Below are 13,284 nucleotides of genomic sequence, written 5' to 3'. Positions count from 1 at the left end.
GCGGCTCTAGCAGATTCGCGGTAACGGCTCCGCGTGCGGCAGATCGAGCGTACGCTTGACGCCGTAAAGCCCGGCCAGGCGTACCCCTTTGCGTTCAACCACCTCACCAATCATGGCGGCCTCCTTTCCTAAAGGATGGGCGCGCAGCGTCGACAGCACGGCGTCAGCCGCCTGGCGCTCCACGCCGATCACCAGCTTGCCTTCGTTAGCGAAGTTTAGCGGATCGAGGCCGAGCAGCTCGCACAGCCCGCGCACCTCCTGCTTCACGGGCAGGCTGCGCTCGCTCAGCTCAACGCCAAAACCGCTGCTGGCGGCAAACTCGTGCGCCACGGCGTTCACGCCGCCGCGGGTGGCATCGCGCATCGCCTTCACGCCCGGTACCGCGCGCAGCGCCTGAATCAGCGGCGTCAGCACCGCGCAGTCGCTGCGAAGCGCACCGTCCAGCCCCAGCCCTTCGCGCAGGTTCAGAATGGTCGCGCCGTGGCAGCCGAGCGTTCCGCTGGCCAGCAGCACGTCGCCGGGGGACAGGTGCCGTGCGCCCCAGTGAACGTCGGCGGGGATCGCCCCCATTCCGGCGGTGTTGATAAACAGCTTATCCGCCGCGCCGCGCTGTACCACCTTGGTGTCGCCGGTCACGATCGCGATGCCCGCCTCGCGCGCGGTGTGCGCCATGCTCCCGACGACCGCTTTAAGCGTCTCCATCGGCAGGCCCTCTTCGAGGATAAAACCGCACGAGAGATACTGGGGCACCGCGCCGCTGACGGCCACGTCGTTCGCCGTCCCGCAGACGGCCAGCTTGCCGATATCGCCGCCGGGGAAAAACAGCGGGTCGATGACGTAGCTGTCCGTAGAAAACGCCAGCCTGTCGCCGCGCGCGGTGAGCGTGGAGAGAGAGAGGCGCGCCTGGTCTTCCTGCTCCGCCAGCCACGGGTTGTTAAACGCCTCCATAAACAGCTGATTGATCAGCTGCTGCATCGCCTTACCGCCGCTGCCGTGCGCCATTTCCACCGTGTTCATGCTTCACACTCCTGATTGCGATACTGATACCACGCGGCGCAGGCTCCTTCGGAGGAGACCATCAGCGCGCCGAAGGCGGTCTGCGGGTTACAGGTTTTACCCAGTAACGGGCATTGATGAGGCTTGCATTTGCCGGTGAGCACCTCGCCGCAGCGCGCGCGGGGATCGTCGCACACCTGCTGCGGGTGCGGGCGAAAGTGCGTTTCGGCGTCAAACTGGCGGTACGCGGGCCTCAGGTGAACGCCGGATTCGGCAATCAGCCCCAGCCCGCGCCACTCGCTGTCGCCCTCTACCGTAAACACATCGGCAATCGCCCGGCGGGCGTGAATATTTCCGCCGTCCGGCACCACGCGCCGGTACTGGTTTTCCACCACGCTCAGGGCCGCTATTTTCTGCTCAACCAGCATCAGTACGCCTTGCAGTAGATCAAGGGGTTCGAATCCGGCAACCACTAACGGGCGACGGTAATCGTCAGCGATGAAGCCGTAGGCCTCGGTGCCGATGACCATGCTGACGTGGCCGGGGGCCAGAAAGGCGTCGATGCCGTTTCCCGGCTCTGCCAGCAGGCTGCGCAGCGTGGGTATCAGCGTAATGTGCTGGCAGAAAAAGAAAAAGTTTTTGCTGCCGCGGGCTTTCGCCTGCTGGAGCGTGATCGCAGTTGCGGGCATGGTGGTTTCAAAACCGAGCCCAAAAAAGACCACCTTGCGCATCGGGTTTGCCGCTGCCAGGTTGAGGGCGTCCATCGGCGAGTACACGATTCGCACGTCCGCTCCGCGCGCTTTGGCCTGAAGCAGAGAGCCATTTTTACCCGGTACGCGCATCGCGTCGCCAAAAGTGCAGAAGATGACGTCGGGCTGGCTGGCAATCTCAATGCAGCTGTCGATGCGGCCCATCGGCAGCACGCAGACCGGGCAGCCGGGGCCGTGGATGAACTCGATGTTTTCCGGCAGCAGCTGGTCGAGGCCAAACTTGAAGATAGCATGGGTGTGCCCGCCGCAGACCTCCATAATTCGCAGCGGCCGCTGTGCGGTGTAGTCCAGCAGGGCGGCGCGTTTTTTCAGCCGTTCGATAAGCCGCATGACCCGCTCCGGCGCGCGGTATTCGTCAACGTAACGCATGGATCACCGCTCCTCGCCGTACAGCAGCGCGCCCACGTCAGGCTCGACGTCGAACATATTTTGCAGCGCTTCGAGCGTGTCGCGCGCTTCCGCTTCGTTAATCACGCTCATGGCAAAGCCCACGTGAACCAGCACCCACTGGCCCAGCCGCGAGGCGCCGGATTCATCCCGGTCGCCCACCAGCGTGAGATCGACATCGCGCAGCACGCCGCAGACGTCCACCTTTGCCTGATTTCCCTCAATGGAACGGATTTGCCCCGGTACGCCTATGCACATCGTTCGTTCTCCAGCCAGCTAAGCCAGGCGTCCATGCCGTCGCCGCGCGTGGCGGACACCAGCAGGATATCAATGTCAGGATTTACTTCGCGCGCGTACGCCAGGCACTTGTCCACGTCGAAGTTGAGGTACGGCAGCAGGTCGATCTTGTTCAGCAGCATCAGCGAGGCGGCGGCAAACATGTGCGGATATTTCAGCGGCTTGTCCTCACCTTCGGTCACGGAGAGCACCGCGACCTTATGCCGCTCGCCAAGGTCGAAGCTCGCCGGGCACACCAGGTTGCCGACGTTCTCGATAAAGAGAATGCCGTTATCCGCCAGCGGCAGGCGCGGCGCGGCATCGGCAATCATCTGTGCGTCGAGATGGCAGCCTTTACCGGTATTCACCTGAATGGCGGGCGTGCCGGTTTCGCGAATGCGCGCGGCGTCGTTGACGGTTTGCTGGTCGCCCTCAATGACCGCGCAGGAGACGCGGGCGTTCAGCCGCTTCAGGGTCTCGGTCAGCAGCGTGGTTTTGCCGGAGCCGGGGCTGGAGACCAGGTTCAGCACCAGCTGCTGGCGGGCGGCGAAGCGGGCGCGGTTGCGGGCCGCCAGCCGGTTGTTCTTGTCGAGCACGTTGATTTCAACGTCCAGCATCTGGCGCTGGCTGATGCCCGGCGCGTGGGTTCCGGCTTCCCCGTGGCCGTAGTGCAGATCGCCCGCAGCGGATTGCCGAGGCGTGAAGGTCAGGCCGGTCAATGCCGCAGCCGGACGCGGCGCGGGTGAAAAGGGCGCGGAGCGAAACGCGGAGTGGGGGCGATGTTCATCCCCTTCAATATACAGGTTGCCTTCAGCGCAACCGCAGGTACTGCACATAGGTTACTCCCTCTCGATTTCGAGACGTTGGATCTGCATGCCGTCATCCGCCACGATGCGCAGCCCGGCGCGTTGGCACCGGGGGCAGCGCTGGACCTTTGATGACAGCAGGGTGACGTACTGCTGGCACTCTGGGCACCAGCACTCCGCCTGCTGCTCTTCGATATGAAGTTCGCAGCCTTCCGCCAGCGTGCCGCGGCACACCAGCTCAAAGCAGAAGGTGAGGGCGCTGGTTTCGACGCAGGAAAACGCGCCGATTTTCAGCCATACCCCGGTAACGCGTTTCGCGTGGTTTTGCACTGCCTGCTGTTCGATAAGCTCCAGCGCCCGCTGGCAGAGGGTGATTTCGTGCATGACGCCTCCTTAATAACGGGAAGGCTTAATGCAATAACGGTGCCAGCTTAATTTACGTTAGGGCGTGACGATGACGTCGCTGTCGAAATGACACATCGACATCACCGTCATGACAGCGGGGTTATTTAAAAAACACATTCTAATCAATAGGTTAAAAACTGGCATGGAATCTGCATTACGGCTGCTATCTCCATTAACCGGATACCTTTTATGACGATTTGGGAAATAAGCGAAAAAGCGGATTACATCGCACAGCGCCACCATCAGCTTCAGGATCAATGGCACCTTTACTGCAACGCGCTGGTTCAGGGGATCACCCTGTCAAAGGCTCGCCTGCATCATGCCGTAAGCTGCGCGGCGCAGGGCGACATGCGCTTCGTCCTGTTCGACCACTTCACGATTTACGTCACCCTGGCGGACACCTTCAACAGCCACACCATCGAGTACTACGTCGAGACGAAAGAGGGTGAGAAGGAGCGCATTGCGCAGGCCGAGCTGATGGCCGACGGCATGGTCGACGGGCACGTCAGCAACCGCGACCGCCAGCAGGTGCTGGAGCATTACCTGGAAAAAATCGCGCCGGTTTACAACGGCCTGTACGCCGCGGTCGAGCACGATCTCCCGGTCAACCTTAAGCAGCTTATCGCCACAAGTACATCCGCCAGCGTGGCCTGATTATCCAGTGTCGAGAAGTGTCGATAAGACAGATTTTTTCGTCAAAAATGACTATCACCAGAGGATTGCCGGTGAACCGTTTTGTAATTGCTGACTCGACGGTCTGTATTGGCTGTCGCACCTGTGAAGCGGCGTGTTCGGAGACGCACCGCCTGCACGGGCTGCAGTCGATGCCGCGCCTTCGCGTCATGCGTAATGAAAAAGAGTCTGCCCCGCAGCTCTGCCACCACTGTGAAGATGCCCCCTGCGCGGGCGTCTGCCCCGTTAACGCCATCACCCGCGCGGATGGCGCAGTCCAGCTCAATGAAAGCCTGTGCGTAAGCTGCAAGCTGTGCGGCATTGCCTGCCCGTTCGGGGCGATTGAGTTTTCCGGCAGCCGCCCGCTGCATATCCCGGCGAACGCCAACTCGCCGAAGGCTCCGCCTGCGCCTCCGGCTCCCGCACGCGTCAGCACGCTGCTGGACTGGGTGCCCGGCGTGCGCGCCGTGGCGGTGAAGTGCGACCTGTGCAGCTTTGATGAGCAAGGCCCGGCCTGCGTGCGCACTTGCCCGACGAAGGCGCTGATTCTGGTCAACATTCGCGACATCGCCCGCTCCAGCAGGCGCAAGCGTGAGCTAACGATCAATACCGACGTTGGCGATCTGTCACTGCTTCAGGCGCATCAGGAGGGGGCGAAATGAACGCGATATCCATGATTAACGGCGCGGTGGCGTGCTTTGCCGCTGCCGCCGTGCTGGCGCTGCTGTTCTCGTTTCATAAGGGCCTGAGCGGCTGGATTGCCGGAATCGGCGGGGCGGCAGGCAGCCTGATGGCGCTGTTTGCCGGCAGCGCGGTGCTGCTCGGCGGAACCGCTGCCCAGGCGGTAATGCCGCTGATTCGCCATACGGTTCTGCTCACGCCGCTTAACGCCATCTGGCTGGTGACGTTTGGCCTTTGCGGGCTGTTTATCAGCCTGTTTAATATTGACTGGCATCGTCACCAGCACGTCAAAGCCAACGGCCTGCTGGTTAACCTGCTGATGGCGACGGCGGTATTAACCGTGATTGCCAGCAACCTCGGGGCGCTGGTGGTGATGGCCGAAATTATGGCCCTCTGCGGCGTATTCCTGACGGGCTGCAGCGCCTCCGGCAAGCTCTGGTTTGCGCTGGGCCGCCTCGGCACGCTGCTGCTGGCGCTGGCCTGCTGGCTGGTGTGGCAGCGTTTCGGCACCCTGGATTTTGCCGTGCTGAGAGGCCAGCCGCTGGGCAATGACGTCTGGCTGCTGGGCGTCGCGGGCTTTGGCCTGCTTGCGGGGATTATCCCGCTCCACGGCTGGGTGCCGCAGGCGCACGCCAATGCCTCCGCGCCCGCCGCCGCGCTGTTCTCGACGGTGGTGATGAAGGTTGGCCTGTTCGGCATTCTGACGCTGTCGCTGATGGGCGGCCAGCCGCCGCTGTGGTGGGGCATCGCGCTGCTTGTCGCGGGGATGATCACCGCGTTCGTCGGCGGGCTGTACGCGCTGATGGAGCACAACATCCAGCGCCTGCTGGCGTACCACACGCTGGAAAACATCGGCATTATTCTGCTGGGCCTCGGCGCGGGCGTGGCCGGGCTGGCCCTCAGCCAGCCTGCGCTGATCGCCGCCGGGTTCATCGGCGGCCTGTATCACCTCATCAGCCACAGCCTGTTTAAAAGCACGCTGTTCCTCGGCGCGGGGAGCGTCTGGTTCCGCACCGGCCATCGCGATATCGAAAAGCTCGGCGGCATCGGCAAGAAAATGCCGGTCATTTCGCTTGCGATGCTGGTGGGGCTGATGGCGATGGCGGCGCTGCCGCCGCTGAACGGCTTTGCCGGAGAGTGGGTGATTTACCAGTCCTTCTTCGCGCTCGGCCAGAGCGACGCGTTTATCGCCCGCCTGCTTGGCCCGCTGCTGGCCGTGGGGCTGGCGATCACCGGGGCGCTGGCGGTGATGTGCATGGCGAAAGTCTATGGCGTGACCTTCCTCGGCGCGCCGCGCACGCGGGAAGCGGAAAACGCCTGCTGCTCGCCGCTGCTGATGGCGATAAGCGTTGTCGCACTCGCTCTGTGCTGCATCGCGGGCGGCGTGGCCGCGCCGTGGCTGCTGCCGCTGCTGGGCAACGCGATTCCTCTGCCGCTCGCGACGGCGCATACCGCCGTTTCTCAGCCGATGATGGCGCTGCTGCTGATTGCCGCGCCGCTGCTGCCGTTCGTGTTGATGCTGTTCTTCAGGCGCGATCGGCTTCCCGCGCGCTCGCGCGGCGCGGCGTGGGCCTGCGGCTACGAACACGAACAGTCAATGGTGATTACCGCCCACGGCTTCGCCATGCCGGTGAAGGAGAACTTTGCCGCCGTGCTGAAGCTGCGCCGCTGGCTTAACCCGGCCAGCCTGATCCCCGGCTGGCAGAGCGCCGCCGCGCCCGCGCTGTTCCGCCGCCTGGCGCTGATCGAGCTGGCGGTACTGGTGGTGATTGTGATTTCTCGAGGAGCCTGACATGAGTCTGTTACTGGCAATACTTCAGGCGCTGGTGCTCTTTGCCGCCGCGCCGCTGCTTTCCGGCATCACGCGCGTGGCGCGCGCCCGGATGCACAACCGCCGCGGGCCCGGCGTGCTTCAGGAGTACCGCGACCTGTTCAAGCTGCTCTCGCGCCAGAGCGTGGCGCCGGACGCCGCGGGCTGGGTCTTCCGCCTGACGCCGTTTGTGATGGTCGGGGTGATGCTCACCATCGCCACCGCGCTGCCGGTGGTCACGGTGGGGTCGCCGCTGCCCGCGCTCGGCGATCTCATTACCCTTATCTACCTTTTCGCCATCGCGCGCTTCTTCTTTGCGATTGCGGGCCTCGACACCGGCAGCCCGTTTACCGGCATTGGCGCCAGCCGCGAGGCGATGCTCGGCGTGCTGGTTGAGCCGATCCTGCTTTTGGGGCTGTGGGTGGCCGCGCAGGTTGCGGGCTCAACGCATATCAGCCATATCGCCGATACGGTCTATCACTGGCCCGTTTCCCGCTCTATCCCGCTGGTGCTGGCGCTCTGCGCCTGCGCGTTTGCCACCTTTATTGAGATGGGCAAGCTGCCGTTTGACCTCGCGGAAGCGGAGCAGGAGCTTCAGGAAGGGCCGCTCACTGAATACAGCGGCTACGGCTTTGCGGTGCTCAAGTGGGGCATCAGCCTGAAGCAGCTGGTGGTGCTGCAGATGTTTGTCGGCGTCTTCTTCCCGTGGGGGCAGATGACGCACTTCTCCGCCGCGGGGCTGGTGCTGGCGGCGGTGATTGCCGCGCTCAAGCTGGTGGTCGGCGTGCTGGTGATTGCCCTGTTTGAGAACAGCATGGCGCGCCTGCGCTTCAACGCCACCTCGCGCGTTACCTGGGCCGGTTTTGGCTTTGCATTTTTAGCGTTCGTCTCCTTGCTGGTGGCGTGATTAAAGAGAGTAGTTATGTCTGAAGAAAAGAAAGGTCAGCAGTATCTCGCCGCGTTGCATCAGGCCTTCCCTGGCGTGGTGCTGGAGGAGTCCTGGCAGACCAAAGACCAGATAACGGTCACCATCAAGGTGAACTACCTGCCGGAAGTGGTGGAGTTTCTTTACTACCGGCAGGGCGGCTGGCTGTCGGTGCTGTTCGGCAACGACGAGCGCCAGCTGTGCGGCAATTACGCCGTCTACTACGTGATGTCGATGGAGCAGGGCGAGAAGTGCTGGCTCACCGTGCGCGTCGAAGTCGATCCGAACAAGCCGGAGTATCCGTCCGTTACGCCGCGCGTGCCTGCCGCGGTTTGGGGCGAGCGCGAGGTGCGCGACATGTACGGGCTGGTGCCGGTCGGCCTGCCGGACGAGCGCCGCCTGGTGCTGCCGGACGACTGGCCGGACGAACTTTATCCGCTGCGTAAAGACAGCATGGACTATCGCCAGCGCCCGGCGCCGACCACCGACAGCGAAACCTACGAGTTCATTAACGAGCTGGGCAGCAAGAAGAACAACGTGGTGCCGATCGGCCCGCTGCACGTCACCTCCGACGAGCCGGGCCACTTCCGCCTGTTCGTCGACGGCGAAAACATTATCGACGCTGACTACCGCCTGTTCTACGTCCACCGCGGCATGGAAAAGCTCGCGGAGACCCGCATGGGCTATAACGAAGTCTCCTTCCTCTCCGACCGCGTGTGCGGCATCTGCGGCTTTGCCCACAGCACCGCCTACACCACCTCGGTGGAAAACGGCATGGGGATCGTGGTGCCAGAGCGCGCGCAGATGATCCGCGCCATTCTGCTGGAGGTAGAGCGCCTGCACTCGCACCTGCTGAACCTCGGCCTGGCCTGCCACTTTGTCGGCTTCGACTCCGGCTTTATGCAGTTCTTCCGCGTGCGCGAAGCGTCGATGAAGATGGCGGAGATCCTCACCGGGGCGCGTAAAACCTACGGCCTGAACCTGATCGGCGGGATCCGCCGCGACCTGCTGAAGGACGACATGATCCAGACCCGTGCGCTGGCGCAGCAGATGCGCCGCGACGTGCAGGAGCTGGTGGATATGCTGCTCAGCACGCCAAACATCGAGCAGCGCACCGTGGGGATTGGCCGTCTTGATCCGGAAATTGCCCGCGACTTCAGCAACGTCGGCCCGATGGTGCGCGCCAGCGGCCACGCCCGCGACACCCGCGCCGATCACCCGTTCGTCGGCTACGGCCTGCTGCCGATGGAGGTGCACAGCGAGCAGGGCTGCGACGTTATCTCTCGGCTGAAGGTGCGCATCAACGAGGTCTTCACGGCGCTGAACATGATCGACTTTGGCCTGGATAACCTGCCGGGCGGCCCGTTGATGGTCGAGGGCTTCACCTACATTCCGAACCGCTTCGCCCTCGGCTTTGCCGAAGCGCCGCGCGGGGACGACATCCACTGGAGCATGACCGGCGACAACCAGAAGCTGTACCGCTGGCGCTGCCGCGCCGCGACCTACGCCAACTGGCCGACGCTGCGCTACATGCTGCGCGGCAATACGGTGTCCGACGCGCCGCTCATCATCGGCAGCCTCGACCCGTGCTACTCCTGCACCGACCGCATGACGGTGGTGGACGTGCGCAGGAAGAAAAGCCAGGTGGTGCCGTACAAAGAGCTTGAGCGCTACAGCATCGAGCGTAAGAACTCGCCGCTGAAATAGTTGACGTAGTGCGGTCTGTACCCCCTCACCCCGGCCCTCTCCCCAAAGGGGCGAGGGTGCGAACGGTTCCCTCTCCCTTTCAGGGAGAGGGCTAGGGTGAGGGTCAGAAAACCGCACGAAAGCAGGAGCAAACATGTTTACCTTTATCAAAAAAGCGATCAAAACCGGCGTACAGACCAGCAGCTATCCGCTGGAGCCGATGCCGGTCGATAAAAACTTTCGCGGCAAGCCCGAGCACAACCCGCAGCAGTGCATTGGCTGCGCGGCCTGCGTCAACGCCTGTCCGTCAAACGCGCTCACGGTGGAAACCGACCTGAAAGGCGGCGAGCTGGCGTGGCAGTTCAACCTTGGGCGCTGCATCTTCTGCGGCCGCTGTGAAGAAGTGTGCCCGACGGCGGCCATCCGGCTGTCGCAGGAGTACGAGCTGGCGGTGTGGAAAAAAGCCGATTTTCTCCAGCAGTCGCGCTTCGCGCTGTGCCACTGCCGCGTGTGCGAACGCCCGTTCGCCGTGCAAAAAGAGATCGACTACGCCATCGCGCTGCTGCAGCACAACGGCGACGTTCGGGCGGAGCATCACCGCGAAAGCTTTGAAACCTGCCCGGAGTGCAAGCGTCAAAAGTGCCTGCTGCCGTCCGACCGCATTGATATCACCCGCCACATGAGGGAGGCCAGCTAATGGAAAACTTACTCGGCCCGCGCGACGACAATGGCATGCCGGTGCCGATGACGGTGGAGGAATCCATCGCCAGCATGAAGGCGTCGCTGCTGAAAAAAATCAAACGCTCGGCCTACGTCTACCGCGTGGACTGCGGCGGCTGCAACGGCTGCGAGATTGAAATCTTCGCCACGCTGTCGCCGCTGTTCGACGCCGAACGCTTCGGGATCAAAGTGGTGCCGTCCCCTCGTCATGCGGACATCCTGCTGTTCACTGGAGCCGTCACCCGCGCCATGCGCTCGCCCGCGCTGCGCGCCTGGCAGTCCGCGCCCGATCCCAAAATCTGCATTTCGTACGGGGCCTGCGGCAACAGCGGCGGCATCTTCCACGACCTGTACTGCGTGTGGGGCGGCACTGACAAAATCGTGCCGGTGGACGTCTACATTCCGGGCTGCCCGCCGACGCCGGCCGCAACGCTGTACGGCTTCGCGATGGCGCTCGGGCTGCTGGAGCAGAAAATCCACGCCCGCGAGCCTGGCGAGCTGGACAACCAGCCTGCGGCCATTCTGCATCCGGACATGGTGCAGCCGCTGCGCGTGAAGGTTGACCGCACGGCGCGCAGGCTGGCGGGGTATCGCTACGGTCGCCAGATTGCCGACGACTATCTGCGCCTGCTGAGCCAGGGCGACCATCAGGTGGCGCGCTGGCTGGAGGCGGAGAACGATCCGCGTCTGAATGAGATCGTGGCGAACCTGAACAGCATTGTAGACGAGGCGCGCATCCGATGAGTGAGACGGTGGTGTTCAGCCAGCTGAGCCGCAAGTTTATTGATGAGAACGATGCCACGCCGGATGCGGCGCAGCAGGTGGTCTATTACAGCCTGGCGATTGGGCACCACCTCGGGGTGATCGACTGTCTGGAAGCGGCGCTGAGCTGCCCGTGGCCCGATTATCTGGCGTGGATCGCCACGCTGGAGGAGGGCAGCACGGCGCGGCGCAAGATGGAGGGCGTGCCGAAATACGGTGAGATCGTCATCGACGCTAACCATATTGCGATGCTCGCCAACGCCTTCGATGCGGCGCTCGGCAGGCAAACCCCGGAGCAGCAGGCGTGGAGCAAAACGCTGCTTGGCATGCTGCACGATATTCATCAGGAGAGCGCCATCTATCTGATGGTGAGGAGATTACGTGACTGACGTTTTACTGTGTGTCGGCAACAGCATGATGGGCGACGACGGCGCAGGCCCGCTGCTGGCGGAAATGTGTGCCGCAAACCCGCAGGGCAAGTGGATAGTGATTGACGGCGGCAGCGCCCCGGAAAACGACGTGGTTGCCATTCGCGAACTGCGCCCTGAAAAGCTGCTGATCGTCGATGCTACCGATATGGGGCTCAACCCCGGCGAGATCCGCCTGATCGATCCGGACGACATCGCCGAGATGTTTATGATGACGACGCACAATATGCCGCTGAATTACCTGGTCGATCAGATCAAGGACGACGTGGGCGAGGTGCTGTTTTTGGGCATTCAGCCGGACATCGTTGGGTTTTATTACCCGATGACGCCGCCGGTGAAAGCGGCGGTGGAAGAGGTTTATTCACGGCTTGAAGGGTGGGTTGGGGACGGGGGTTTTCCGCCCCTCACCCCGGCCCTCTCCCCAGAGGGGAGAGGGTGAAAACCGCGCCGAGCAGTCCTTTATTCCCGGAGTAAAGAGGCTGAAAACCGCACCAAACGGTTCCCTCTCCCCTATGGGGAGAGGGGTAAGGACAGGCTACGCCAAGTCCCCCCCATTACTCGCAATCACCTTCTTATACCACCCGAACGATTTTTTGCGCTTGCGGTTCAGCGTGCCGTTTCCGGCATCGTCGCGGTCAACGTAGACAAACCCGTAGCGCTTGCTCATTTCGCCGGTCGACGCTGAAACCAGATCGATGCAGCCCCAGGTGGTGTAGCCCAGCAGCGGCACGCCGTCCTCGATCGCATCGCCCATCGCGCGGATATGTTCGCGCAGGTAGCTGATGCGGTAGTCGTCGTTGATCTCGCCGTTTTCATCAATAACATCCTTCGCCCCGAGGCCGTTTTCCACCAGGAACAGCGGCTTCTGGTAGCGGTCGTACATCATGTTCATGGTGATGCGCAGGCCGAGAGGGTCGATGCCCCAGCCCCATTCACTCACCTGAATATGCGGGTTACGCAGAGATTTGACGATGTTCGCCGCGCTGGTGTTGCCCGCGTTCATGTCCGCCGACGCGCAGCGCGAGGCGTAATAGCTAAACGAGACAAAATCGACGGTGTTTTTCAGCAGCTCATCGTCGCCGGGATCTTTAACTATCGTCACCCCTTTCTCGCGGAACACCCGGGCAGAGTAGGCCGGATAGCGGCCGCGCGCCTGCACGTCGATAAAGAACAGGTTCTCGCGGTCTTTCTCCAGCGCCATCCACACGTCTTCCGGCTTGCAGGAGTACGGGTAGAAGTTTCCGCCCGCCAGCATGCAGCCGACCTGGTTATCCGGGTTTACCTCGTGGGCGATTTTGGTCGCCAGCGCGCTCGCCACCAGCTCGTGGTGGGCGGCCTGGTATTTCACCTGGTCTTCGTTTTCGCCTTCCTCAAACACCAGCCCGGCACCGGAGAACGGGCTGTGCAGCATGATGTTAATTTCGTTGAAGGTCAGCCAGTATTTCACCAGCCCGTTAAATTCCTCAAAGCAGGTACGCGCGTAGCGGGCGAAGAAATCGACCATTCTGCGGTTGCGCCACGAGCCGTACTCGGTGACCAGATGCATCGGTACGTCGAAGTGGCACAGGGTCACCAGCGGCTCGATGCCGTACTTTTTGCACTCTTCAAAGACCGCGCGGTAGAAGGCAATCCCCTCTTTATTCGGCAGCGGCTCGTCGCCGTTAGGATAGAGGCGGCTCCAGGCGATCGAGGTTCGGAACACCGTAAAGCCCATCTCCGCCATCAGGGCGATGTCTTCTTTATAGCGATGGTAAAAATCGATCGCCTCGTGGCTCGGGTAAAACTCGTCGTCGCGCAGCGCAAAGCGCTTTTCTTTCCCGATCTTTACCGCCAGACGATTTGCGCCGTGGGGGATCATATCGACCGTCGTCAGCCCTTTTCCGCCCTCGCGATAGGCCCCTTCACTCTGGTTGGCGGCAAGCGCGCCGCCCCATAAAAATCCTTGTGGAAAAACTGACAT

15 protein-coding genes are annotated in these 13,284 nt (G+C 62.6%); 9 read left to right on the top strand and 6 right to left on the bottom strand.

The annotated features are described in order from the left end of the window. Positions 1 to 6 precede the first annotated feature (6 nt). Genes hypE through hypA form a run of 5 tightly spaced genes read right to left on the bottom strand, consistent with a single transcriptional unit; the run spans position 7 to position 3,619 of the window. On the bottom strand, positions 7 to 1,017 hold the full coding sequence (hypE, locus tag DBY73_RS02730; RefSeq protein WP_112009688.1) for a hydrogenase expression/formation protein HypE: 1,011 nt from the start codon (positions 1,015 to 1,017) through the stop codon (positions 7 to 9). Next, positions 1,014 to 2,135 carry a hydrogenase formation protein HypD gene (hypD, locus tag DBY73_RS02725; protein WP_112009687.1) on the bottom strand — a complete coding sequence of 374 codons (1,122 nt, stop codon included), beginning with the start codon at positions 2,133 to 2,135 and terminating at the stop codon, positions 1,014 to 1,016. The genes hypE and hypD overlap by 4 nt, the downstream gene beginning before the upstream one ends. A gap of 3 nt (positions 2,136 to 2,138) precedes the next feature. Further along, a complete protein-coding gene (locus tag DBY73_RS02720; RefSeq protein WP_112009686.1) occupies positions 2,139 to 2,411 on the bottom strand; it encodes a HypC/HybG/HupF family hydrogenase formation chaperone in 273 nt (90 codons plus the stop codon). Next, on the bottom strand, positions 2,402 to 3,265 hold the full coding sequence (gene hypB, locus DBY73_RS02715; protein WP_112009685.1) for a hydrogenase nickel incorporation protein HypB: 864 nt from the start codon (positions 3,263 to 3,265) through the stop codon (positions 2,402 to 2,404). The genes DBY73_RS02720 and hypB overlap by 10 nt, the downstream gene beginning before the upstream one ends. A 3-nt stretch (positions 3,266 to 3,268) precedes the next feature. Further along, positions 3,269 to 3,619 (bottom strand): hydrogenase maturation nickel metallochaperone HypA, encoded by a 351-nt coding sequence (gene hypA, locus DBY73_RS02710; RefSeq protein ID WP_112009684.1) that lies wholly within the window; start codon positions 3,617 to 3,619, stop codon positions 3,269 to 3,271. Between the two features lie 210 nt (positions 3,620 to 3,829). Here hypA and hycA point away from each other — a divergent pair, with 210 nt between their 5' ends. From hycA to hycI, 9 genes are all read left to right on the top strand, one after another. Beyond that, positions 3,830 to 4,294, top strand: coding sequence for a formate hydrogenlyase regulator HycA (gene hycA / locus DBY73_RS02705; protein ID WP_112009683.1), 465 nt, complete (start codon positions 3,830 to 3,832; stop codon positions 4,292 to 4,294). A gap of 71 nt (positions 4,295 to 4,365) precedes the next feature. After that, entirely contained in the window at positions 4,366 to 4,974 is a 609-nt protein-coding gene (locus DBY73_RS02700; RefSeq protein WP_112009682.1) for a 4Fe-4S dicluster domain-containing protein, read from the top strand. Beyond that, a complete protein-coding gene (hycC, locus tag DBY73_RS02695) occupies positions 4,971 to 6,785 on the top strand; it encodes a formate hydrogenlyase subunit 3 (protein WP_112009681.1) in 1,815 nt (604 codons plus the stop codon). The genes DBY73_RS02700 and hycC overlap by 4 nt, the downstream gene beginning before the upstream one ends. Before the next feature lies 1 nt (position 6,786). After that, on the top strand, positions 6,787 to 7,710 hold the full coding sequence (locus DBY73_RS02690) for a respiratory chain complex I subunit 1 family protein (RefSeq protein WP_112009680.1): 924 nt from the start codon (positions 6,787 to 6,789) through the stop codon (positions 7,708 to 7,710). Positions 7,711 to 7,725: 15 nt separating this feature from the next. Next, a complete protein-coding gene (locus tag DBY73_RS02685; RefSeq protein WP_112009679.1) occupies positions 7,726 to 9,435 on the top strand; it encodes a hydrogenase large subunit in 1,710 nt (569 codons plus the stop codon). 133 nt (positions 9,436 to 9,568) lie between these two features. Beyond that, entirely contained in the window at positions 9,569 to 10,111 is a 543-nt protein-coding gene (locus DBY73_RS02680; RefSeq protein WP_112009678.1) for a formate hydrogenlyase complex iron-sulfur subunit, read from the top strand. Then, positions 10,111 to 10,878: an NADH-quinone oxidoreductase subunit B family protein gene (locus DBY73_RS02675; RefSeq protein ID WP_112009677.1), complete on the top strand. Its 768-nt coding sequence runs from the start codon at positions 10,111 to 10,113 to the stop codon at positions 10,876 to 10,878. The genes DBY73_RS02680 and DBY73_RS02675 overlap by 1 nt, the downstream gene beginning before the upstream one ends. Continuing rightward, on the top strand, positions 10,875 to 11,285 hold the full coding sequence (locus DBY73_RS02670; RefSeq protein WP_112009676.1) for a formate hydrogenlyase maturation HycH family protein: 411 nt from the start codon (positions 10,875 to 10,877) through the stop codon (positions 11,283 to 11,285). Before DBY73_RS02675 ends, DBY73_RS02670 begins: the two co-directional genes overlap by 4 nt. After that, complete coding sequence (gene hycI / locus DBY73_RS02665; RefSeq protein WP_112009675.1) at positions 11,278 to 11,763, top strand: hydrogenase maturation peptidase HycI; 486 nt, start codon at positions 11,278 to 11,280, stop codon at positions 11,761 to 11,763. The genes DBY73_RS02670 and hycI overlap by 8 nt, the downstream gene beginning before the upstream one ends. A 96-nt stretch (positions 11,764 to 11,859) precedes the next feature. On the opposite strand, the gene DBY73_RS02660 is transcribed toward hycI, so the two are convergent. Then, complete coding sequence (locus DBY73_RS02660) at positions 11,860 to 13,284, bottom strand: 6-phospho-beta-glucosidase (RefSeq protein ID WP_112009674.1); 1,425 nt, start codon at positions 13,282 to 13,284, stop codon at positions 11,860 to 11,862.

The organism is Enterobacter sp. RIT418, from assembly GCF_003057745.1.
GTDB lineage: Bacteria > Pseudomonadota > Gammaproteobacteria > Enterobacterales > Enterobacteriaceae > Enterobacter.
This window is presented reverse-complemented; position numbering and strand designations above follow the sequence as displayed.